The following is a 21,857-nucleotide window of genomic DNA, read 5'->3' as shown; positions in this document are numbered from 1 at the left end:
AACGTTTCGTCGGCTACGACCATAAGCCCTCGGAGACACTTCTTGCGGAGAAAACAAGAACGTGTTCCACTAGCGATGTGAGCGCTGAATTCGCGACGCTGGCAGCGCCGCTCGACATCTCCTTCGACTACACCCGCTCGCTGGGCCCGGTCCTCGGGCGCTTCGCAGGGGCGCTGGCGCAGCGCCGCATCATCGGGGCCCGGGGCAGCGACGGCAGGGTGCATGTGCCGCCACCCGAGTACGACCCTGTGACCGCGGCGCCGCTCGGCGAGCTCGTCGAAGTGGCGACCACCGGCACCGTGGTGAGCTGGTCGTGGTGCGCGGAGCCCGTCCGCGGGCAACCTTTCGACAGCCCGTTCTCCTGGGCTCTGATCCGGCTGGACGGTGCCGACACGCCCCTACTGCACGCTGTCGACGCTCCTCGCGACGCGATGCGGACAGGTATGCGGGTGCGGGCACGGTGGGTGGACTCCCCCGTCGGCGCGATCACGGACGTCGCGTGCTTCGAACCGGGAGAGGGAGAGGGTGAGCCGTCCTCGGGCGCGGACCTTCCCGAGGCGATCGCGATGCTCACCGCGCCCGTCGACGTCCACCTCACGCACACCGCGTCGCGGGAGGAGAGTCGCTACCTTCATGCCCTCGCGGAGGGTCGGCTGATCGGCCAGCGGTGCCCGGTCTGCGACCAGGTCTACGTACCTCCGCGGAGCGCATGCCCCACGGACGGCGTGCCCACCACTACCGAGGTCGAGCTGCCGGACACGGGCATCGTCACGACCTTCTGCATCGTCAACGTGCCGTTCCTCGGGCAGCGGATCAAGCCCCCGTACGTGGGCGCATACATCCTGCTCGACGGCGCGGATATCCCCTTCCTGCATCTGGTTCTGGGCTGCGCCGCCGATCAGGTCCGCATGGGCATGCGAGTTCGCGCGGCGTGGCGGCCGCGCGACGAATGGGGGCCGACGCCCGCCAATATCAGTCACTTCGAACCCACCGGCGAGGCCGATGCCGAGTACGACACCTTTCGGAGGCATCTGTGAGCATCCCACCCGGCTCGGGAGTCGCGGTCGTCGCGTTCGCCCGTACCCCTCACGTGCCTGTGGCCGACACGACGACGAACGGCACGGAGATGCTCGTGCCGTTGCTGCGCGAGGTGTACGACGCGACGGGAGCCACCAAGGCGGACATCGACTTCTGGTGCTCCGGCTCGTCCGACTATCTGGCCGGCCGTGCGTTCTCCTTCATCTCCGCGGTCGACGCGATAGGCGCTTGGCCGCCGATCAACGAGTCGCACGTCGAGATGGACGCCGCCTGGGCGCTGTACGAGGCGTGGGTGAAGATCCTTACCGGCCAGGTCCGGACGGCGCTCGTATACGGCTTCGGTAAGTCGTCCGCGGGGCAGCTACGTCGTGTCCTTGCGCTTCAGCACGACCCGTACAGCGTCGCCCCGCTGTGGCCGGACTCCGTCAGCGTCGCGGGCCTGCAGGCCCGCCTCGGCCTCGAGGCGGGGCGCTGGACCGAGCGCGATATGGCAGAGGTCGCGGCGCGCAGTCGTGCAGCAGCACAGGAGGATCCGACCGCACAGGCGCGTTCGGGGCCGGTCGACGTCGAGGCCCTGCTCGCAACCGAGCCCGTCGCCGATCCGCTCCGCGCTCACGACATCGCGCCCATCACGGACGGCGCGTCCGTGATCGTGCTCGCATCCGCCGAGCGGGCTCGGGAATTCGCCGAGAGACCGGCGTGGATCACCGGGATCGAGCATCGGATCGAGTCCGGCGCACTCGGCGCACGCGATCTGACCAGATCGCCCTCGACCGAGGCCGCAGGTCGAGCGCTAGGCCATATCGGGGCATTCCAGGTCGCCGAGCTGCACGCTCCGTTCACGCACCAGGAGATCATCCTCGCAGAGGCGCTGGGACTCGGCTCGGGTGTGGTCGTCAATCCATCGGGTGGTCCACTGGCAGGCAATCCGATGTTCGCAGGTGGGCTGAACCGGATCGGCGAAGCGGCGAGGCGCATCTTCTCGGGACAGGCGGATCGAGTGCTCGCGCATGCCGCGAGCGGCCCTCTCCTGCAACAGAATCTGGTGGCATCGATGGAGGTGGAGGTATGAGCCGGGCACGGGCCGCGGTGCTGGGCACCGGGCAGACCCACCATCGCAGTAAGCGGCATGACGTGTCGATGGCCGGCATGCTGCGGGAGGCGGTCGACCGGGCGCTCGCCGACGCGCAGGTGACGCTCGACGACGTCGACGCGATCGTCGTCGGGAAGGCACCCGACCTGTTCGAGGGCGTGATGATGCCCGAGCTGTTCCTTGCGGACGCGCTCGGTGCTGTCGGGAAGCCCCTCATGCGCGTGCACACCGCGGGCTCGGTCGGCGGATCGACGGCGATCGTCGCCGCATCGCTCGTGCAGTCCGGGGTGCATCGGCGCGTGCTGACACTGGCATGGGAGAAGCAGTCGGAGTCGAACGCCATGTGGGCGTTGTCGATCGGCATCCCGTTCACGGTCCCCGTCGGGGCCGGCGCGGGCGGCTACTTCGCGCCGCACGTGCGTTCGTACATTCGCAGATCCGGCGCACCGGATCACATCGGAGCCGTGGTCGCGGTGAAGGATCGACTGGGCGGCGCGCGCAATCCGTACGCGCACCTGCGGCAGCCGGATATCACTCTCGAGTCGGTCCAGGCATCCCAGATGCTCTGGGACCCCATCCGTTTCGACGAGACCTGCCCGTCCTCCGACGGTGCGTGCGCTCTGGTGATCGGAGACGAGGCTGCTGCCGATAGCGCAGACGGCCCGGTGGGATGGATCCACGCCACCGCGATGCGTACCGAGCCGACCACGTTCGCCGGTCGCGACCATGTAAGCCCCAGAGCCGGGCGCGACGCGGCCGCAGCACTGTGGTCGGCGGCTGGGATCCGCAGTCCCATCGACGAGATCGACGTCGCCGAGATCTACGTTCCCTTCTCGTGGTTCGAGCCCATGTGGCTCGAGAATCTCGGTTTCGCGGAACAGAACGAGGGCTGGAAGCTCACCGCGGCCGGCGAGACCGGGCCCGGCGGCAGGCTACCTGTGAATCCGTCGGGTGGCGTGCTGTCGTCGAACCCGATCGGTGCGTCTGGGATGCTGCGCTTCGCCGAGGCCGCCAAGCAGGTCATGTGCCGCGCCGGCGCGTACCAGGTAGACGGTGCCCGCAAGGCGCTCGGTCACGCGTACGGCGGTGGTTCGCAGTACTTCTCGATGTGGGTGGTCTCGTCGGACAAGCCCGGGTGAGTCATGTCGGGGCGAGTGCCTCCACGTCGACCTGCATGCGCCGCCACGTTGCACGCAGTATCGCCTCGACGATGATCGGGTGAGCGATCCGTACCGGCAACAGATAGAGGCGCCCGCGCAGATTGTGAGGCACCGCAACCGTCGTGAGCGTGACGGCACCGTCGGCGACCAGGACCGATGCGCGGAAGTCGAGGTGGCTCGCATCCTCGCCCAGCAGGACCTCGTCGCCGGTGCTGTCACGTATCGCGAAGGACCCCGGTGAGCCCCGCCCGATCCCGACCAGGCCGACCACCGCCTCGCGCAGCGCCATCGCAGCCCTGACCGCCGCCGGCGCGCCGCCGAATGCGTCCTTCGCCCAGGCCCGCGGATCGGTCGACATGCCCCGACGCAGTTCGACGGCGTGCGCATCCACCAGTCGGCCGCGTCGCGCTGCCGCCGACCACTCGTCGATGGTGCGGCGGGCGAGTATCGCGCTCTCGGGCACGGGCACGGGCACAGCACGCGCCGCCGGTCGGTCGCTGAGAGCTCGCAGCGCGCGTACCCGCGGTGACCAGCGCGATGGAGCCCGGACCGTTCCGGTCGCCGCGCGCTCGGCGTTGTCGAGCATGTCCTCGACGCACGCGTCGTGCAGATGCATGAGGGTCTCGCCGAGTATCAGGCCCAGCGGCCACGGCGAACGGGCCGTGAGGATATGGCGTACCAGGGAACCGTCGCCGTCGGGCGATACGACTAACTCGTGATGGCCGGAGACTCCCGGCGTGGAATGGAATTCGAAGCGGACCCGGCGCCCGGGCTCGTAGTCGACGACGCGGTAGCGGATCGGCCCGTGGCCGCCGTCGGCGCCCACTGCGAGGGGCTGATCCAGGACCATCGGCACCCATGCCGGCGATGGCCACAGCCTGTCGTCGGGGCCGCCCAGCCCATCAAGAAGGGGCCCAAGGACGCTAGGCGGCGCGTCGATCCGGCGTTCGTGGATATTGATCGGTGGGTGCGACATCGTCCGCTCCGTCCGTACGGTACCGTATCGGGTACGCCATACGGTACCGTACGGCGATGCCCGACACCAGACCTGAACGCCGTCGCCTCAGCGCGGCCGACTGGACCCACGCCGCCCTCGACGCGATCGCCGAGGGAGGACTCGCTGCTGCCGCGGTCGAGCCGCTCGCCAAGCGTCTCGGCGCGACGAAGGGCAGCTTCTACTGGCACTTCCGTGATCGGCGGGACCTGCTGGACCGTGCGCTCGAGACGTGGGAGCGCGAGCATACGGAGGCCGTGATCGAAGCAGCGGAGAAGGCGCAGCGAGCGCCCGATCGGCTCGCGGAGCTACTGGGCGTGGTGTTCGGGGCGATCGGCGATCCGCTCGAGCTCGCGCTCCTGGCTGCCGCCGGAGACCCCACCGTGGGCCCCGCGGTCGTGCGCGTCACCGAGCGCCGTGTCGAGTACGTGGCGGGGCTGTACCGCGCCGCTGGGCTGGATGACGAGGCGGCGCGCAGCCGCGCGGTGGCTGCCGTGTCCGTGTACCTGGGCCATGCTCAACTCGCTGCGGCTGCGCCGGGTGTCCTTCCCGCCGGGGCGGAATGGGAACGTCATCTGGAACGCCTCGGCAGGGAGCTCGCCCCCGATCGGAGCTGAGCTGCTCAGCTGTACTCGACCTGCCAGTGCTTGATTCCGTTGAGCCAGCCGGACCGCAAGCGCTCGGGTTCCTCGATCTGCCGTAGTTCCGGCATCGCGTCGGCGATCGCCTTGAAGATCAGGTCGATCTCGAGGCGCGCAAGGTTGGCGCCTACGCAGTAATGCGTTCCCGTGCCGCCGAATCCCACGTGCGGGTTGGGGTTTCGCATGATATCGAACGCGAACGGATGCTCGAATGCGGCCTCGTCGAAGTTGGCGGAACTGTAGAACATCGCGACCCGCTGCCCCTTCTCGATCTGCGCTCCACCGAGTTCCGTGTCCTCGGTTGCGGTGCGCTGGAACGCGGTGACGGGCGTGGCCCACCGGACGATCTCATCGGGTGCTGTGCGTGGCCGGTGCTCGCGATACAGCTCCCACTGGTCCGGGTTGTCGACGAAGGCCTTCATGCCGTGGGTGATCGCGTTCCGGGTGGTCTCGTTGCCGGCCACCGCGAGCAGGAGGACGAAGAAGGCGAACTCGTCCGAGCCCAGCGCTTCGCCGTCGATGTCCGCGTTCACAAGTGTTGACACGATGTCGCCGACAGGGCACCTGCGCTTCTCCTCGCCCATGTTCCACGAGTAGCCGACGAATTCGGTCATGGCTGTGAGGTATTCACCGTCGTACTCGGGGTCGTCGTAGGCGATCATCTGATTCGACCACTCGAACAGCTTCATGCGGTCCTCCTGAGGGACACCCAGTAGCTCGGCGATCGCCTGCAGGGGGAGCTCGCAGGCGACCTGTTGCACGAAGTCTCCCCCGCCCCGGGCCTTGGCGTCGGCGACGATCTTCTCGGCGCGCTCGGTCAGTGCGCCCCGGAGCGTCTCGACGGCCTTGGGGGTGAACGCACGCGACACGATGCGCCGGGACTTGGTGTGCTGCGGCGGGTCCATGTTGAGCAGGAGTGCGCGCTGCATCTCGATCTGGTCGCGGCCGATGTCTCCGTTGAACCTCACTATGGCGCCGTTCTCCCACGAGGAGAACGTCTTCGGGTTCTTCGAGATCTCCTTGACGTCGGCCAGGCGACTGACGACCCAATAGCCTCCGTCGTCGAACCCGCTGATGCCGTCGGGCTGGTCGTTCCACCACACGGGAGCGTTGCGACGGAGCATCGCGAACTCCTCGATCGGGCGGCGGGACGCCCATAGGTCGGGATCGGTGAAGTCGAAACCCGGGGGGAAGGACACGGTCACGGCGGTCACTCTCCTGCATATATTGAAACAAGTTCTAGTACAGTGAATCATAGTCCGAACTGGAATGGGCGCGTTCTCATTGCTCGATTCGAGAACAGGCTCTACTCTCGTCGTCAGCATCCTCAGGAGGATCCCGCAGTGGGCAGTCCAGTCATCGCAGCAGCCGTGCGCACCCCGATCGGAAGGCGCGGGGGGTGGCTGTCGGGTCTTCATCCCGCCGACACGTTGGGAGCGACCTACATCGGTCTCCTGGAGCGGGCGGGTATCGACCCCGGCGAGATCGAGCAGGTGATCGGGGGCAACGTCACGCAGGCGGGTGAGCAGGCCGGCAACATCACACGCATCGCCTGGCTTGCCGCCGGTCTGCCGGAGGGTGCCGGAGCCACCACTATCGACGCCCAGTGCGGGTCGGCGCAGCAGGCCACAGGGCTCGTAGCCGGTCTCATCGCGGCAGGCGCGATAGACGTCGGCGTGGCGTGCGGTGTCGAGGCGATGAGCCGGGTGCCGTTGGGCGCCAACCGACCCGACGGGCTCGGTTCCCCGCGGCCCCCGTCGTGGACGATCGATCTGCCGAACCAGTTCGAAGCCGCCGAACGCATCGTCCGACGTCGCGGGCTGACGCGCGACGACGTCGATCGATTCGCCGTCGAATCGCATGCCAAGGCGCTGAGCGCATGGTCGGAGGGCCGGTTCGAGCGTGAGGTGCTCCCGTTGACGGCGCCCGTGATCGCCGACGGTGCGCCCACCGGTGAGACGGCGGTCGTCGACCGGGACCAGGGCCCGCGCGAGAGCACCGTCGAAGGGTTGGCCCGACTGCGCAGCGTCGTCGACGGCGGGGTGCACACGGCCGGGACCTCGTCGCAGGTGTCCGATGGCGCCGCGGCGCTGCTGTTGGCGGACGAGGTGCGGGCACGGCAGCTGGGACTCACGCCTCGTGCGCGTATCGTCGCCCAGGCCCTCGTGGGCGACGAGCCCTACTACCACCTCGACGGCCCCATCCGCGCGACGCGACGCGCCCTCGAGCGGTCCGGGATGAGCGTCTCCGACGTCGATCTGTTCGAGGTGAACGAGGCATTCGCCTCGGTTGCGCTGTCGTGGCTGCAGCAGATCGCGCCTGAGCCCGACCGCGTCAACGTCAACGGCGGCGCGATCGCACTGGGCCATCCCGTCGGCTCCACCGGCGCGCGTCTACTCACTACCGCACTGCACGAACTGGAGCGCACCGGCCGCACCACAGCACTCGTCACGATGTGTTGCGGCGGCGCGCTCGCCACCGCGACCATCATCGAGCGGATCTAGAGCCGTGTCGATGCGGATCGCGGTGACCGGGGCCGCGGGTTACGTCGGCGGGAATCTGATCGGGCAGCTGGTGGCGGAGGGCCACGAAGTCATCGCCGTGGACCGCATCCGCGGTCGCGGGTCCGCGTCGGGCGATGTCCGGTGGGTGTGCGGCGACGTGCTCGACCGCGCGTCGATGCGCTCCGCGCTCGACGGAGCCGACGTCGTCTTCCATCTCGCCGCCGCCATAACCCTGCGGATGGAGGACGAGAGGGCGTGGAACCTCAACACATGCGGAGTGGCGACCGTCGCCCGGGCAGCGCACGACGTAGGCGTGCGGCGGCTTGTGCACCTCAGCTCGGTGCACGCGTTCGACCAGGACCGCGCGTCGGTGATGAACGAACGGACGCCACGCTCCCATCGGCCCGGGATCCCCGTGTACGACCGGTCCAAATGGGCCGGGGAGCAGGAACTGCACAAGGTTGTCGCGGAGGGCCTGGACGCGGTGATCTGCAACCCGACGGGGATCTGGGGCCCCTGCGACCACGGCACACCGCTCTCCCGGCTCAACGGGCTCGCCCGTTCGGCGGCCCTGGGCCGGGTGCCCGTGTTCATCGGACGCGCCGGGTTCGACCTCGTGGACGTGCGGGACGTCGTGACGGGGCTGCTTGCCGCGGCGGAGAAGGGGCGTACTGGCGAGAACTACCTCCTGGGCGGCGAGTACCGCCCGCTGATCGACTTCATGCGGCTCGCCGCTGTTGCAGCGGGCCGCCGAGGCCCGCTCGTCGGGCTGCCTCTCAAGGCGCTGAAGGCCGCGATGCCGGTTCTCGAGCCGCTCGGGGCTCGCTTCGACTCCGACATCCTGTCCAAGGGTGCGCTAGGACCACTGCTCGCCTCTCCCCTGGTCGACTGTTCCAAGGCGCGCCGTGAGCTGGGCTACCACCCGCGGCCGATGGAGGACTCCGCCCGCGATCTCGTCGCCTTTCTGGACCGGGCCGGCCGGCTGGGCGCTTAATCCGGTTGCCGCGCGGGCGGGGCGCGCCTATCGTTTCCGTCGGCCGCAGTACTGGATCGAGGAGGTGAGACCCGTGAACGCATCGACATCGTGGGTGCTCCCCTCGTCAGCGCGGCTATCCGACACGGCGTGAAATGCCGGCGGGAGCACCCGAGAACCCATCTCTCGGAAAGGCTTTCGCCATGAATTTCACAAACTCCTCCTCCGCCGCCGACGGCATCGTCGAGCGGGACTTCACCGTCGATGGTGTGCCCGGCGTCCTATGGACGCCCGAGCGCGCCGATGGTCTCCCTCTGATCCTGCACGGCCATCCCGGCGGTCTGCACAAGCGGTTCCCGAGCCTCGTCAGCCGGGCGCGAAGGCTGGCGGCGTCCGGCTTCGCGGTCGCATCCGTCGACTTCCCCGGCCATGGGGACCGGGCCAGATCGGAGCCCGACAAGCGCTGGGTGGCCGAACTCGTGAGCCGCCGGAGGGCGGGAGAGTCCCTCGTGCCGGTCATCGCCGAGTTCAACGCGTCTCTCGCCGAGCGCGCGGTCCCCGAGCTGCACGCCGTCGTCGACGAGTTGATCGCGACACCCGGTATCGACGGGCCGATCGGCTATCTCGGGATGACCGTCGCAGCGATGATCGGGATCCCTTACGTCGCATCGGATCCCAGGGTCACCGCAGCCGTCTTCGGCGGCGCGGTGGCGTCCCCGTCCGTGCTCGCCGCGGCGCGGTCCATCACGATCCCCACGGACTACATCCTCTCCTGGGACGACCCGGAGCTGCCACGCTCCTCGGGGCTGGAGGTGTTCGATGCCTTCGGTTCCGCGGAGAAGACGCTGCACGCCCATGCCGGGGACCACCGCCACGTGCCGCGGCACATCTCGTTCGGTGGGGCCGACTTCTTCACGCGCCACCTTCTCGGGACCTAGTCGCTAGCGACTCTCCCTAGTAGAAGTCCGCTTCCCCGCTGAGATGTCGGCGGGGACGCGGACTTCTACTAGGGAGCGGCATCGGCCGTCTAGAGCCAGTCGTCACCCACGGGCCAGGTGAGGAAGGCGTCGAGGGACAGGCCGGCGGGGATCGCCTCGCCGCGCTCCGGGAACGTGCCGGTGTAGCGGCCGCGGTAGAAGAGCAGGGGCCGGTCGGGACGGGGTGCCCCGAGCGTCGTCACCCGGCCTACGACGATGCGGTGGTCCCCGCCGTCGTGTACGGCCTCGATGGTGCAGTCGATCCAGCCCAAAGCCCCCTCCAGTATCGGCGCTCCGGATTCCGCAGCGCGCCAAGATACCCCGGCGAACTTATCGGCGGTGCGTGAGCCGAACGTGGTGGACAGGTCGCGTTGGTCCTCGGCGAGTAGGTTCACTACGAAGCTGCCGGCCTGCTGGATGACGGGCCACGCGCGCGAGGTGTTGCCGGGACAGAAGAGCACAAGCGGCGGATCCAGCGACAGGGCCGAGAACGACTGGCACGCGAAGCCGACGGGCACGTCGTCGCCGCCCATGCCGGTGACGACGGTGACGCCGGTGCAGAAGTGCCCCAGGGCCGTTCGGAAATCGTGTGCCTCGATGACGGGGGTCGTCACTTCATCCCGCCCTGTCGGTCGTAACGAGTCGCAGGCTCGTCTCGATCGTCGCCCTGCTGGAACCCGATGGTGAAGTCGTGGCCCCACAGGCTCACAGCGGTCGACTCGCGCGCTATCCACGTGTCGTCGTCGACTTCGCGCCCTTCGCAACCGAACTCGACGTCGAAGCCGCCCGGTGTCTTCATGTAGAACGAGAGCATCAGGTCGTTCACGTGGCGGCCGAGTGTCGCGGACATCTTCACCTTGCGGCGGAGCGCACGGTCGAGGCACAGTCCGACGTCGTCGGTGTTCTCGACCTCCACCATGAGGTGCACGATGCCGGTCGGCGTCGGCATCGGTAGGAATGCGAGGCTGTGATGGCGCGGATTGCAGCCGAAGAAGCGGAGCCATGCGGGCTCGCCGTCGGCCGGGCGGCCGAGCATCTGAGGCTGCAGCCGCATCGAGTCCCGAAGCCGGAAGCCCAGAACGTCGCGGTAGAAGTGCAGGGCCTCCGCGTCGTCGGGGGTGGACAGCACGACGTGGCCGAGACCCTGCTCGCCCGTGACGAAGCTGTGCCCGTAGGGACTGACGATGCGGCGGTGCTGCAGGGCGACGCCGTGGAACGCCTCGAGCCGCGACCCCGCGGGGTCACAGAACACTATGAGCCCGTCGACCTTCCGGTCGGCTCGCTCCTCCGGTGTGCCCTCACGGAACTCGACCGCGCTCGCGCGCAGCCGCTCCCGGAGCTCGTCGAGATCGCCCGCGGTGGCCATCTCCCAGCCCGAGGCCTGCAGGTGATCGCGGTAGGAGGGAACGATCACGAGGCGAGCAGGGAAGTCGTCCATCCGTAGGTACAGCGCATCGGGATCGGTTCCTACGCCCTCGACCATGCCGAGCACCTTCAGGCCGTACTCGCGCCAGGCCGACACGTCGGTGGCCTCGATGCGTAGGTAGCCCAGCGATCGGATACCCATGTCACTCCTCCTGGCGAATCGCTATGGAGCGGACAGAAAATCCGCGGTGAGCCGGTTGAACTCGTGAAACTTCTCGAGCTGCGCCCAGTGCCCGCACTGCCCGAACACGTGCAGTTGCGCGCGTGGGATCTGCTTGAGTGCGAGCAGGGCGCCGTCGAGGGGGTTGACGCGATCTTCGCGGCCCCAGACGAGCAGGACCCGTTGGCGCAACCGGTAGGCGTCGCGCCACAGCATGCCCTGCTGGTAGTCGGGCCCCGCGAAGGAGCGCCCCATGGCTTTGAAGGCAGCGATCGACTCGGGATCGATGGCGAGTTCGTAGCGGTCGTCGATCATCTCGTCGGTCACGAGCGACTGGTCGACCACCATGATTCGCAGGAAGGCCTCCAGTCTCTCCCTGCTCGGTCGCGCGTAGAACTCCTGCAGCCGTTGCAGGCCTTCCGTGGGGTCCGGCGCGAACGCGTTCACCGACAGGCCGCCCGGTCCCATGAGGACCAGCCGGCCGGCGCGGTTAGGGTGGTCGAGCGCGAACCGCACGGCGGTGCCGCCCCCAAGGGAGTTCCCGACGAGGTGGGCCCGGTCGTCGATCCCGAGTGTGTCCAGCAGGCCCAGCAACGCCGTGGCGCTGTGGGTGAAGTACTGCGGGTGTTCGATCGGCTTATCCGAGCGACCGAAGCCCGGCTGGTCCACCGCGAGGACGTGGAAGCGCTCGGCGAGCACGGGGATGTTGCGCCCGAAGTTGCTCCACGACGAGACACCGGGCCCGCTGCCGTGCAGGAGTACCAGTGTCTGGTCGTTGCCGGTGCCGGCCTCGTGGTAGTGCAGGCGCAGGCCGTCGGGCGTGGTCGCGAAGAGTCCCTCGGCGAGGTCGGTCGCTGCCGTCATGGTCAGACCATCCCGTCGGTGACAGGAAGGCCGAACTCACCCGTGCCGAACATCTTGTAGGCGCGTTCGGGATCGTTGGCCGCGTGCACGCGGCCCGCGTGCGCGTCGCGCCAGAAGCGCTGGATGGGCGTGCCCTGCTGCAGCGCGCGGCCACCCGAGTTCTCGAACATGCGATCCACGGCGAAGATGGCGCGCTCGGTACCGCGCACCTGGTCGCGACGTACCTTGAGCCGCTGGGCGAACGGGATCTTCTCCCCCGCGCATACGAGGGCGTATTCGTCGGCGATATTGGTCGTCAGTTGCAGCCACGCCGCGTCGATCTCGCTGGCGGCCTCGGCGACGCGCACCATCGCGAACGGGTCCTCCTTGGTGTTCTCGCCCGCATACGCCGCCCGGACCCGGGTGCGTTGGTGCTCGACGTGTGCCTCGTACGCCCCGTAGGCCATGCCGACGATCGGCGCGGTGATGGTCGTCGGGTGCACGGATCCGAAAGGCATGCGGTACAGAGGTGACGTGTTGACCTCCTGGCCAGGTCCCTGGCAACGCGAGACCTGCTGAAAGCTGAGCGCGCGATGTGCTGGCACGAAGACATCCTCTACGACGATGTCGTTGCTGCCCGTGCCGCGCAGCCCGACGGTGTTCCACACGTCCACGATCGCGTAGTCGCTGACCGGCACCAGGTAGGTCAGGAAGTCCACCGGCTTGCCGTCTGCGAACGCCGGCCCGCCGAGTAGCGCCCACGTCGCGTGGTCGCAACCCGACGAGAAGCTCCACCGGCCGGACAATCGGTACCCGCCGTCGACGACCTCCGACCTGCCCATGGGCGCGTACGACGACGAGACCAACGTATCGGGGTTCTCGCCCCAGACCTCGTGCTGGGCCTCGTCCGCGAAGAGCGCGACGTTCCATGGGTGGATACCGATGATCGACGCCACCCAGCCCGTGGAACCGCACGCGCTCGCGATCTGTCTCACCGCGTTGTAGAAGTCCACCGGCCCGGTCTCGAGGCCGCCGTAGCGCGTCGGCTGCAGCATCCGGAAGAAGCCGATCTCCTGCAGTGTCTTCACCGATGCCTCAGGAATCCGCCGCAGGTCTTCGGTCTCTTGCGCACGCTCGCGGAGGGTGGGTAGTAGCTCTGCAACCTCAGACAGGACGGTGTCTGCCGTCTGTTCGCTCGTCATCTCGCGCCTTCCCGGTTCTGTGCGGTCCCGCTGAAGACCGGACCTTTGACGAAGATGGTAGAACATGTTCTCGTTCATTGGGGTGAGACTGGCTCGGATCGGGCAGAATTCCATCGTGACAGCCGGGTTCGGGTCAGGCATGGGACCACGGGTCCGTGCCACCGGTTGCAACGTGTTCTGAAATCGCGAGCGGAGGTGGTTGCCGTGCAAGACGTGCGACCTGTACAGGCGGGTGTGGTCGAAGAGTGGGACCTCGAGGCCGACGTGGTGGTGGCCGGGTACGGGATCGCGGGGGTCTGTGCAGCCATCGAAGCCGCGCGCGCCGGTGCCGAAGTCCTGGTCCTCGAGCGCACGGGCGGCTGGGGCGGTGCCGCCGCGTTGTCCGGCGGCTGGATCTACCTGGGCGGGGGCACCGCCCTGCAGCGTGCTCTGGGCTTCGACGACACCCCGGAGGCGATGGCGCGGTTCATGTCCGCGGCCCTCGGTCCGGCCGCCGACGACGCTCGGATCGGCGACTACTGCGCCGGCAGCGCCGGACACTACGACTGGCTCGTCGACTGTGGAGTGGAGTTCAAGCCCGAGTTCTGGAGTCAGCCGGGCTGGGAGGTGCCCCACGACGAGGGGTTGGGCTACTCGGGCGGCGAGAACTCCGCCCCCTTCCGCGCGGATATACCGCCCGCGCCGCGTGGCCACGTTCCGCGCATGCAGGGCAAGCGGACCGGTGTGCGCGGCGCCGGATACATGCTCATGCGGCCGCTTGCAGAGACCGCCGAATCCCTCGGGGTGCGCGCCGAATTCGACGTCCGGGTCTCCGCGCTCGTGACCGGGGACGGGCGCATCGCCGGGCTCCGGGCCCGGCGGTACGGCCGCGACCTCACCGTGCGCGCCCGGCGGGGCGTGGTCCTCGCGACGGGTGGTTTCACCTATAACGCCGACATGGTGGCCGCGCACGCACCGCGTCTCGCGGGGAGGCCCGCGGCAGCGATCGAGGAACACGACGGCGTGTCGATCTTGATGGCGCAAGCCGTCGGTGCCGCGGTGGCCCACATGGATGCGACCGAGGTCGCGTTCTTCGGCGATCCTCAGCTACTGGCACGTGGCATCGTGGTCAACGGCCGGGGCCAGCGGTTCATCGCGGAGGACACCTATCCCGGGCGCATCGGGCAGGCGGTCCTGCTCGATCAGGGCAACGAGGCGTTCCTGGTCATCGATGAGGCGGGCCACGACGAGGGTGTGGCCACGGCGACATCGACGCCCTTCTTCCGCCAGCCCCCGACGTGGGCGGCTGGGAGTATCGCCGAGCTCGAGGCCGACATGGGCCTGCCCGCTGGTGCGCTACAGGGCACCGTCGACATGTACAACGCGTATGCCGAGTGCGGCGAGGATCCGCTGCTGGGGAAGAAGAGGGAGTGGCTACGTCCGCTGCGCTCTCCGTTCGCCGCCTTCGACATGCGCGGCTTCACGGCGGGGTTCACCCTCGGCGGCCTGCGCTGTGACCTCGACGGTCGCGTGCAGCACGTGGCGGGCGGGCCGATCGACGGGTTGTACGCCGCCGGCCGTTGCACTTGGGGACTCGCGTCAGGCGGTTACGCGAGCGGTACGTCACTGGGTGACGGCAGCTTCTACGGGCGCCGCGCGGGAGCCGCCGCCGCGCGCAGGACCAGCGGAGATGCCGAAGTCCCGCACGCTTGAATGAAACGTGTTCTAGTCTATGCTCAGGCAGGGCGGACTGTGACGTGGCTCGCACCACGGGTCGTTTCGGAACGTGCTACACGGCGGGAACGGGAGTTGGAGACGCAGATGAGCAGCGACGACACCTACGACGTGGTCGTGGTGGGCAGCGGCGCCGCCGGCATGACTGCGGCGCTCTCGGCGGCGCACCGTGGACTCTCAGTCGTGATCGTCGAGAAGGCCGCCCACTACGGCGGGTCGACCGCTCGCTCCGGCGGAGGCGTGTGGATCCCCGGCAACGAGGCCCTGATCGACGCGGGGGTGCGAGATTCCCGCGACGACGCTCGGGCGTACCTGAAAGCCATTGTCGGCGATCACGTGCCCGCCGAGCGGATCGACACGTACGTCGAGCGCGGGCCGGAGGTCGTCGCATTCGTGCACCGCACCACTCCGCTGCGTCTGCGCTGGGTGCCAGGGTATTCGGACTACTACCCGGAAGCACCGGGTGGCCGGGCGCAGGGGCGCTCGGTGGAACCGCGCCCGTTCGACGGGCGCCGCTTGGGAGCCGAACTCGCCCACCTCGAGCCCGACTACACCAGAGCGCCGATGAACCTCGTCGTGACGCAGGCCGACTACAAATGGCTCAACCTGCTCGCACGGGACTGGCGCGGCCCCGTGCGCGCACTGCGCGTCGGTGCGCGAATGGTCCTGGGGCGGGCGCGGCGCAAGCACCTGCTCGGGCGGGGCCAGGCCCTCGCTGCGGGGCTGCGGGCCGGGCTGCTGGAGGCCGGCGTACCCGTCCTGCTCGACACTCCGCTTCGATCGGTCGTCGACGACGGCGCCGGGCGCGTCACGGGAGTGGTCGTGGGTGAGGGCGTCACGCTCCACGCGCGGCACGGTGTCGTGCTTGCCGCCGGCGGCTTCGAGCACAACGCGGAGATGCGGCGGGCGTATCAGCGCGAGCCGATCGGCACGGAGTGGACCAATGGCGTGCCCGCCAACACGGGAGACGCGATCACGGCCGGTATGGCCGCCGGCGGTGCCGTGGCATTCATGGACGATGCGTGGTGGGGCCCGTCGATCCCACTCCCCCGCGGTGCGTGGTTCTGCCTGGCCGAGCGATCGTTGCCCGGCAGCATCATGGTCAACGCGCGCGGTGAGCGGTTCGTCAACGAATCCGCCCCGTACGTCGAAGCGACGCACGCGATGTACGGCGGCGAGTTCGGACAGGGCGACGGTCCGGGCGAGAACATCCCGGCCTGGCTCGTCTTCGACCAGCGATACCGCAACCGCTACATGTTCGCGGGGCAGGGCCCGCGGCAGGCGCTCCCCCGGCGCTGGTTCGAGCACGGCTGCCTGGTTCGAGCCGACAGTCTCGACGACCTCGCCGGCGCGATAGGCGTTCCGGCGCAGGCGCTCTCCGAGACCGTCGAACGGTTCAACGGGTTCGCGGCCGCGGGGCGGGATACGGATTTCGGCCGCGGCGAGAGCGCCTACGACCACTACTACGGCGACCCGCACAACAAGCCCAACCCGAGTCTCGGGCGACTTGCGACCGGGCCGTTCTACGCCGCGAAGATGGTGCCCGGGGATCTCGGTACCAAGGGCGGGCTCGTCACCGACTGCGCAGGGCGGGTGCTGCGCACGGACGGCACCGTCGTAGAGGGGCTGTACGCCTCGGGCAATTCGAGCGCGCCCGTCATGGGCCACACGTACGCGGGCCCCGGCGCGACCATCGGGCCGGCCATGGTCTTCGCATACCTGGCGGTCGAGGACATCGCACACGCCGCTTCGAGCGCGCCCGCCGCATCCGAGAAGGAGGAGATCGCATGATCGCCGAACAGCACGTCCGGACCATCGACTCGGGCACGGCGCCCAGCCGCTACGCACGTGGCTGGCATTGCCTCGGACTGCTGAAGGACTTCACCGACGGTGCACCGCATGCGGTCTCGGCGTTCGGCACCAAGTTGGTCGTGTTCGCAAGCGCGGATGGTGCGGTACACGTGCTCGACGGCTACTGCCGGCATATGGGTGGCGACCTGACGCAGGGCACGGTCAAGGGCGACGAGATCGCCTGTCCGTTCCACGACTGGCGGTGGGGCGGTGACGGGCGTTGCAAGTCGATCCCCTACGCCAAGCGCGTGCCGCTGCGGGCTCGCACGCGGTCGTGGCGTACGGCCGTGCAGAACGATCAGCTCTTCGTATGGCACGACGCGCAGGGGACGACGCCCGGCCCGGAGCTGGACATTCCCGCCATCGACGGCGACGTAGCGGGGCCCGAGTGGAGCAACTGGACGTGGGACTCGGTCGTGATCGAGGGCTCCAACTGCCGCGAGATCGTCGACAACGTCGTCGATATGCCGCACTTCTTCTACATCCACTTCGGGTTGCCGACGTACTTCAAGAACGTCTTCGACGGACATATCGCCTCGCAGTACCTGGATACGAAGGGGCGCAACGACGTCACGGACTTGGGTCTGTCCGGAGGAGACGACGTGCTGCTGAAGTCCGAGGCGCACTACTTCGGTCCGTCGTACATGATCAACTACCTGCACAACGATTATCACGGACTGAAGATCGAGAACGTCCTGATCAACTGCCACTACCCGATCACTCAGGACTCGTTCCGCCTGATGTGGGGTGTGAAGGTGAAGAAGCTGCCGGGGCTCGATGATTCGAAGGCCGACCACGTCGCCGCGAAGTTCGCTAAGAACGTCGGCCTGGGCTTCCTGCAGGACGTCGAGATATGGCGGAACAAGACCCGCATCGACAACCCGCTCCTGTGCGAGGAGGACGGTCCCGTCTACCAGCTGCGCCGCTGGTACGAGCAGTTCTATGTCGACGTCGACGACGTCACCGACGATATGACGCAGCGTTTCGAGTTCGAGGTGGACACGACTCACGCCCTCGCCGCGTGGGAAGCCGAGGTCGCGGAGAACATCGCACGACAGGCGTCCTCGTCATCGTCGGTCTCCGCCGACTCGCGAGCCGATGCGGAGCCGGCGCGTGGACCGGGGGCCTGAGGTGTCGGCGGCGCTGGTCGCGCATCCCGGTGGCACCACGACGTTCGGCTCCCGGGGCAACCTGCCGGATACTCTCGACGACCGCCGGCACTTCCTCACCGACGGCTACGCCTCCGTCGAATGCGGTAGCTGTGGCGCGGATGTCATGGTGCGCAAAACGAGTCGCGAGCAGACCGCCATCCAGTGGCACAGCGACCCCGCCACCGTATGCCCCGCGTTCCAGGGCCGGTCGCGCTCGGGCCGTCCGGCATGCGCCGGATGCCCCCGGCTCGCCGAATCCATCTCGGCGGCCGTGAAACTCGGCCTGATCCCGATCGGCACGCAGGAGCATACGTGACGGTGTATCGGGTGCAGGTGGGCAAGGTGGTCGCAGAGACGGAGGACGCCCACTCGATCGAGTTCGTGGTGCCCGATGAGCACCGGGAAGCGTTCTCCTACAGGCCCGGCCAGTTCCTGACGGTGCGGGTTCCGAGCGAGACCACCGGATCCGTCGCGCGCTGCTACTCGCTGTGCGCCGCGCCGGACGAGGGCGTCGTACGGGTCGCCGTGAAACGCACCGCTGACGGCTACGCATCGAACTGGCTGTGCGACAACGCCGCACCTGGTCTCGAGATGGACGTCCTGCCGCCTGCCGGGGTGTTCACTCCGAAATCGCTCGACGCCGATCTGCTGCTCTTCGCGGGCGGTAGCGGGATCACCCCTGTGATGGCGATAGTGGAGGCCGTGCTCTCCGGCGGGAGGGGCGCGGTCACGCTGGTGTATGCGAATCGCCATGCGGGTTCGGTCATCTTCGCTGCGCGACTCACCGAGCTGTCGCGGCGTTCTCCGGATCGGCTGCGGGTCATGCACTGGCTCGAGTCGGTGCAGGGCCTGCCCACGGAGGAGCAACTGGCATCGCTCGTCGCGCCATGGCGGGAGGATGCCGTGTACGTCTGCGGCCCGGGTGCGTTCATGGACACGGTCGTCGCGGCGATGGGATCGCTGGGTGTCGCGCGCCGCGACGTGCACATGGAGCGCTTCCGCTCGCTGCCGCGCAACCCGTTCGAGGCCGAGGATGCCGAGTCGGCGGAGGCCGACGCGCTCGCCGACGCGGAGCCGGACGTCGCGACGCCGACCGAAACGGGTGCACCCGGTACCCTCACCGTCGAATTGGACGGAGCGAAGCGCACTCTGTCCTGGCGGCGCGACAGGCGACTGCTGGACGTGCTGCTCGATGCCGACCTGACGGCTCCGTATTCGTGTCGCGAAGGGTCGTGTGGGGCGTGCGCCGCGCGCCTCGTGTCGGGTGAGGTGCGGATGGTCGAGAACGATGTCCTCGAACCCGAGGACATCGAAGACGGTCTCATCCTGGCCTGCCAGGCCCTTCCCGTGAGCGACGAAGTGGAGATCGGATACGAGTAGCCCGCCTGCGTTCCGCGGGATCGTGTGAGACGGTGCGCTAGTGGTGTCGCCTCGCCGAATCGAACTTCTGGACAGCTGTGTCGCGGCCTTCCGGGAGATCTGTGATGAGCTGGACGAGCCGGATCTGCGGCCTGCAGGCGCTGCTGCTGCGCCGATTGGGACGTGATCCCGCGTGGGTGCCGCCTGCTCCCCCGGAGCGGTGAGGCGTCCTGGCTCTCCCGCCTACTGCGGTGCGATCGTGCGGGCCGTCGCCATCGCACGGTCGACCTCCCAGAAGGCGCGGAGGGACATGAGGCGGCCCTCAGGGTCGACGCGGTAGACGAATACTCCCTCCGCATCGATCCGCGTGCCTGCCACGGTGGTCCGGATCGCGCCCGTGTACGCGACCTCACGGCCGCACGCGAAGGAGTCGGTGTAGTCGAACTCGATGGTGTCGGCGAGCGCGATCGCCTTGTCCCAGAATGCGGCGATCTCGTCGCGTCCGTGGTGGCCTCTGCCGTCGGGGTCGAACCCGGACGGGCCGACCGGATCCTCGACCCAGCCGTCCTCGGCGAAGAGCGCAAGCCACGCGTCCTTGTCCTTGGCACGCACGGCCTTCCGAGACGCCTCGGCGACGGCGCGGGCGGGGTCGGCGTCGGTCATAGCTTCCTCCATACGGTTGATTCAGGAGCAGTTGGCGATCACGTCGTCGGCGTAGCGCTGCAGGTTCTCTATCTTCTTCTCGAGCGGCTCGGTGTCGGGTCCGACGATGTATGGAAGCCGGAAGCCGACGATGACATCGGTGACCCCCTTGTCCTCCAGGCGTTTGACGCCGTCGACGGTGTACGCGTCGAGCGAGATGACGTGGACCTCGAACGGGATGTCCCGCGGCGTGTCGCGTTCCCGCTCCAACTCGGAGATCCGTGCCAGCATGCGGTCCAGATCCTCGGGATCCCCTCCGGCGTGCATCCAGCCGTCGCCGAGCCGCACCGCGCGCCGCAGAGCCGCGTCGCTGTGTCCGCCGACCAGCAGCGGCAAGGGCTTACGCGGTGCCGGCGTCAGCTTGAGGCGGGCGACGTCGTAGAACTCGCCGTGATACTCGAAGTACTCGCCCGAGCTCAGGCCGCGGATGACCTCCATGCATTCGTCCATGCGCCGCCCGCGCCGCTCGAACGGTACGCCCATCATCTCGAAGTCCTCGGGCCACGGGCTGATCCCGACCCCGAGCTCGAACCGGTCACCGCTGAGGTACGCCAGCGACGTCGCCTGCTTGGCGACGAGTACCGGCGGCCGGATCGGGAGCTTCAGCACGAAAGGCGTGAAGCGCAGTGTCGTCGTCGACGCGGCGAGGGCGGCCGAGAGCACGAACGTCTCGATGAACGCCTTGCCGTCCAAGAACTCCCGGCTCCCGTCGGGCGTATACGGGTATATCGAGTCGGACTCCTCGGGATACGCGATGCTGTCGGCGACACACATGGACGTGTAGCCGGCCGCCTCCGCGGCCTGCGCCAACGGGACGTAGTAGTCGGGCTCGGTCATCGCCTCGGCGTACGTGAATCGCACGGCAGCTCTCCGCTCCGGTCGTATCGACGGTTCGTCTCTGTGGGCGGAATCCTTGCGGCAGCACGCCCTCCTTGTTAAAACTAGAACAGGTTTCAACCCTGTGTGAGTGGTTCGGCGACAATGCCGTACCGGCGAGGAGGCGCGCGTGCGGTTCGACGCGGACGAGGATCTGCAGGCGGTGGCGCGCCTCACGCGTGAGGTGCTCGCGCGCGCGGCCGAGGCCGGCCCGCGCGAGCTCTGGGCCGCCATGGCGAAGTCCGAGCTGCTGGGCCTCTGCGTACCCGGACAGCACGGTGGCGTGGGCATGGGGCCGCAGGCGGTGGCCGCCGTCCTCACCGCGGTGGGAGGCGATGCGGCGGAAATCCCGGCGCTGGCGACCCTCGCGCTGGGGGCGCTGCCGCTCGCCGAGCACGGCACCGCCGCCCAGCAGGCCGCCTTTCTGCCCGGTGTGGCGACGGGCGCCACCCTGCTCAGCGCCGCACTGGGTGAGCCCGGGTCGCCCCTATCGAATCGGCCGGCGACGACTGCGGCCCCGGTCTCCGGGGGATGGCGTCTCGACGGCCGGAAGACCGCGATCCCCTACGCCGCCGAGGCGGAACGGATCCTCACGACGGCTCTGCTGCCGGAGGGGACCGTCGGCGTGTTCCTGGTCGATCCGCGCGCGCAGGGAGTCACCCTGGATGAGGCGGCCGCGTCGTCCGGTGCGCCCGAGGCGAGCATGGTCCTCGACGGCGTCCGCGTGCGCGGCGAGGGCCTGCTGGGCGGGGACGTGAGCGGCGCGGCTGCACGGTCGCTGCGGAGGCACGCACTCGTCGGCGCGGCCGCGGTCGGCGACGGTGCACTGGCCGTAGCCCTGCGTCTGACCGCGGCGCACGTCTCGACGCGTGAGCAGTTCGGGCGGCCGCTGGCCACGTTCCAAGCCGTTGCGCAACAGATCGCGGACGTCTACATCGTCTCGCGCACAATTCATCTCGCGGCTGCGTCCGCGGTGTTCCGGATCGCGTCCGCAGGTATGGGAGACGACTACCGCGACGCCGAGGCGGAGCTGGCTGCGTACTGGCTCGCGGCCGAGGTACCGGAGGCGATGCGCACCTGCCACCACCTGCACGGCGGCATCGGCGTCGACATCACCTATCCGCTGCACAGGTACTACTCCCTGATCAAGGACCTGACGCGGTTCGTCGGCGGGGCGGACGCAGCACTGCAGCGG

The 21,857-nt window shown here is 68.7% G+C and carries 20 protein-coding genes and 1 pseudogene; 13 read left to right on the top strand and 8 right to left on the bottom strand.

The window, feature by feature from the left end; translation table 11 throughout:
- Nucleotides 1–77 precede the first annotated feature (77 nt).
- The 3 genes from P0W64_RS14195 to P0W64_RS14185 are packed head-to-tail and all read left to right on the top strand — an operon-like array spanning nt 78 to nt 3,270.
- A complete protein-coding gene (locus tag P0W64_RS14195; RefSeq protein WP_275480791.1) occupies nt 78–1,037 on the top strand; it encodes an OB-fold nucleic acid binding domain-containing protein in 960 nt (319 codons plus the stop codon).
- Nucleotides 1,038–1,039: 2 nt separating this feature from the next.
- On the top strand, nt 1,040–2,110 hold the full coding sequence (locus P0W64_RS14190; protein WP_343232863.1) for a thiolase domain-containing protein: 1,071 nt from the start codon (nt 1,040–1,042) through the stop codon (nt 2,108–2,110).
- Nucleotides 2,107–3,270: a thiolase domain-containing protein gene (locus P0W64_RS14185; protein WP_275480789.1), complete on the top strand. Its 1,164-nt coding sequence runs from the start codon at nt 2,107–2,109 to the stop codon at nt 3,268–3,270. The genes P0W64_RS14190 and P0W64_RS14185 overlap by 4 nt, the downstream gene beginning before the upstream one ends.
- A gap of 1 nt (nt 3,271) precedes the next feature.
- Here P0W64_RS14185 and P0W64_RS14180 read toward each other — a convergent pair whose 3' ends face one another.
- Entirely contained in the window at nt 3,272–4,267 is a 996-nt protein-coding gene (locus tag P0W64_RS14180; RefSeq protein ID WP_275480788.1) for a DUF2867 domain-containing protein, read from the bottom strand.
- A 56-nt stretch (nt 4,268–4,323) separates the two neighbouring features.
- Between P0W64_RS14180 and P0W64_RS14175 the strand changes: the two genes are divergently transcribed.
- Complete coding sequence (locus P0W64_RS14175; protein ID WP_275480787.1) at nt 4,324–4,902, top strand: helix-turn-helix domain-containing protein; 579 nt, start codon at nt 4,324–4,326, stop codon at nt 4,900–4,902.
- 5 nt (nt 4,903–4,907) lie between these two features.
- Here the strand turns inward: P0W64_RS14175 and P0W64_RS14170 are convergent, their stop codons facing one another.
- A complete protein-coding gene (locus P0W64_RS14170; RefSeq protein WP_275480786.1) occupies nt 4,908–6,182 on the bottom strand; it encodes a cytochrome P450 in 1,275 nt (424 codons plus the stop codon).
- An 87-nt stretch (nt 6,183–6,269) separates the two neighbouring features.
- Here P0W64_RS14170 and P0W64_RS14165 point away from each other — a divergent pair, with 87 nt between their 5' ends.
- From P0W64_RS14165 to P0W64_RS14155, 3 genes are all read left to right on the top strand, one after another.
- Entirely contained in the window at nt 6,270–7,430 is a 1,161-nt protein-coding gene (locus P0W64_RS14165; protein WP_275480785.1) for a steroid 3-ketoacyl-CoA thiolase, read from the top strand.
- Nucleotides 7,431–7,440: 10 nt separating this feature from the next.
- Nucleotides 7,441–8,424, top strand: coding sequence for an NAD-dependent epimerase/dehydratase family protein (locus P0W64_RS14160; RefSeq protein ID WP_275480839.1), 984 nt, complete (start codon nt 7,441–7,443; stop codon nt 8,422–8,424).
- A gap of 182 nt (nt 8,425–8,606) precedes the next feature.
- On the top strand, nt 8,607–9,341 hold the full coding sequence (locus P0W64_RS14155; protein ID WP_275480784.1) for an alpha/beta hydrolase: 735 nt from the start codon (nt 8,607–8,609) through the stop codon (nt 9,339–9,341).
- 89 nt (nt 9,342–9,430) lie between these two features.
- Here the strand turns inward: P0W64_RS14155 and hsaB are convergent, their stop codons facing one another.
- The 4 genes from hsaB to hsaA are packed head-to-tail and all read right to left on the bottom strand — an operon-like array spanning nt 9,431 to nt 13,010.
- Nucleotides 9,431–9,994, bottom strand: a complete 564-nt coding sequence (gene hsaB / locus P0W64_RS14150) for a 3-hydroxy-9,10-secoandrosta-1,3,5(10)-triene-9,17-dione monooxygenase reductase subunit (protein WP_275480783.1) — start codon at nt 9,992–9,994, stop codon at nt 9,431–9,433.
- The gene (gene hsaC / locus P0W64_RS14145; RefSeq protein WP_275480782.1) at nt 9,991–10,947 is read right to left on the bottom strand and encodes an iron-dependent extradiol dioxygenase HsaC; all 957 of its coding nucleotides are present in this window, start codon (nt 10,945–10,947) and stop codon (nt 9,991–9,993) included. The genes hsaB and hsaC overlap by 4 nt, the downstream gene beginning before the upstream one ends.
- Before the next feature lie 21 nt (nt 10,948–10,968).
- Nucleotides 10,969–11,829 carry a 4,5:9,10-diseco-3-hydroxy-5,9,17-trioxoandrosta-1(10),2-diene-4-oate hydrolase gene (gene hsaD, locus P0W64_RS14140; protein ID WP_275480781.1) on the bottom strand — a complete coding sequence of 287 codons (861 nt, stop codon included), beginning with the start codon at nt 11,827–11,829 and terminating at the stop codon, nt 10,969–10,971.
- Nucleotides 11,830–11,831: 2 nt separating this feature from the next.
- Nucleotides 11,832–13,010 carry a 3-hydroxy-9,10-secoandrosta-1,3,5(10)-triene-9,17-dione monooxygenase oxygenase subunit gene (gene hsaA, locus P0W64_RS14135; RefSeq protein ID WP_275480780.1) on the bottom strand — a complete coding sequence of 393 codons (1,179 nt, stop codon included), beginning with the start codon at nt 13,008–13,010 and terminating at the stop codon, nt 11,832–11,834.
- A gap of 204 nt (nt 13,011–13,214) precedes the next feature.
- Here hsaA and P0W64_RS14130 point away from each other — a divergent pair, with 204 nt between their 5' ends.
- From P0W64_RS14130 to P0W64_RS14110, 5 genes are all read left to right on the top strand, one after another.
- A complete protein-coding gene (locus P0W64_RS14130) occupies nt 13,215–14,702 on the top strand; it encodes an FAD-dependent oxidoreductase (RefSeq protein ID WP_275480779.1) in 1,488 nt (495 codons plus the stop codon).
- 108 nt (nt 14,703–14,810) lie between these two features.
- Nucleotides 14,811–16,514 carry a 3-oxosteroid 1-dehydrogenase gene (gene kstD / locus P0W64_RS14125; RefSeq protein ID WP_275480778.1) on the top strand — a complete coding sequence of 568 codons (1,704 nt, stop codon included), beginning with the start codon at nt 14,811–14,813 and terminating at the stop codon, nt 16,512–16,514.
- Complete coding sequence (locus P0W64_RS14120) at nt 16,511–17,704, top strand: Rieske 2Fe-2S domain-containing protein (protein WP_275480777.1); 1,194 nt, start codon at nt 16,511–16,513, stop codon at nt 17,702–17,704. Before kstD ends, P0W64_RS14120 begins: the two co-directional genes overlap by 4 nt.
- Entirely contained in the window at nt 17,688–18,041 is a 354-nt protein-coding gene (locus tag P0W64_RS14115; protein WP_275480776.1) for a hypothetical protein, read from the top strand. The genes P0W64_RS14120 and P0W64_RS14115 overlap by 17 nt, the downstream gene beginning before the upstream one ends.
- A complete protein-coding gene (locus P0W64_RS14110; RefSeq protein WP_275480775.1) occupies nt 18,038–19,105 on the top strand; it encodes a ferredoxin--NADP reductase in 1,068 nt (355 codons plus the stop codon). The genes P0W64_RS14115 and P0W64_RS14110 overlap by 4 nt, the downstream gene beginning before the upstream one ends.
- Nucleotides 19,106–19,327: 222 nt before the next feature.
- Here the strand turns inward: P0W64_RS14110 and P0W64_RS14105 are convergent, their stop codons facing one another.
- Nucleotides 19,328–19,747, bottom strand: a complete 420-nt coding sequence (locus P0W64_RS14105) for a nuclear transport factor 2 family protein (RefSeq protein ID WP_275480774.1) — start codon at nt 19,745–19,747, stop codon at nt 19,328–19,330.
- Nucleotides 19,748–19,768: 21 nt separating this feature from the next.
- Entirely contained in the window at nt 19,769–20,647 is an 879-nt protein-coding gene (locus P0W64_RS14100) for a TIGR03619 family F420-dependent LLM class oxidoreductase (RefSeq protein ID WP_275480772.1), read from the bottom strand.
- Nucleotides 20,648–20,753: 106 nt separating this feature from the next.
- On the opposite strand from P0W64_RS14100, the pseudogene P0W64_RS22550 reads away from it, so the two are divergent.
- Nucleotides 20,754–21,833 (top strand): annotated as a pseudogene (locus tag P0W64_RS22550) (acyl-CoA dehydrogenase family protein); the annotation flags it as partial.
- Nucleotides 21,834–21,857: the final 24 nt, after the last annotated feature.

This window comes from Tsukamurella sp. 8F (assembly GCF_029167375.1).
GTDB lineage: Bacteria > Actinomycetota > Actinomycetes > Mycobacteriales > Mycobacteriaceae > Tsukamurella.
This window is presented reverse-complemented; position numbering and strand designations above follow the sequence as displayed.

Coding starts and splice junctions, on each gene's coding strand:
- P0W64_RS14185 (WP_275480789.1), top strand. CDS start 2,107: ATGAGCCGGGCACGGGCCGCGGTGCTGGGCACCGGGCAGACCCACCAT.
- P0W64_RS14180 (WP_275480788.1), bottom strand. CDS start 4,267: ATGTCGCACCCACCGATCAATATCCACGAACGCCGGATCGACGCGCCG.
- P0W64_RS14175 (WP_275480787.1), top strand. CDS start 4,324: ATGCCCGACACCAGACCTGAACGCCGTCGCCTCAGCGCGGCCGACTGG.
- P0W64_RS14170 (WP_275480786.1), bottom strand. CDS start 6,182: ATGATTCACTGTACTAGAACTTGTTTCAATATATGCAGGAGAGTGACC.
- P0W64_RS14160 (WP_275480839.1), top strand. CDS start 7,441: ATGCGGATCGCGGTGACCGGGGCCGCGGGTTACGTCGGCGGGAATCTG.
- P0W64_RS14155 (WP_275480784.1), top strand. CDS start 8,607: ATGAATTTCACAAACTCCTCCTCCGCCGCCGACGGCATCGTCGAGCGG.
- hsaC (WP_275480782.1), bottom strand. CDS start 10,947: ATGGGTATCCGATCGCTGGGCTACCTACGCATCGAGGCCACCGACGTG.
- hsaD (WP_275480781.1), bottom strand. CDS start 11,829: ATGACGGCAGCGACCGACCTCGCCGAGGGACTCTTCGCGACCACGCCC.
- hsaA (WP_275480780.1), bottom strand. CDS start 13,010: ATGACGAGCGAACAGACGGCAGACACCGTCCTGTCTGAGGTTGCAGAG.
- kstD (WP_275480778.1), top strand. CDS start 14,811: ATGAGCAGCGACGACACCTACGACGTGGTCGTGGTGGGCAGCGGCGCC.
- P0W64_RS14120 (WP_275480777.1), top strand. CDS start 16,511: ATGATCGCCGAACAGCACGTCCGGACCATCGACTCGGGCACGGCGCCC.
- P0W64_RS14105 (WP_275480774.1), bottom strand. CDS start 19,747: ATGACCGACGCCGACCCCGCCCGCGCCGTCGCCGAGGCGTCTCGGAAG.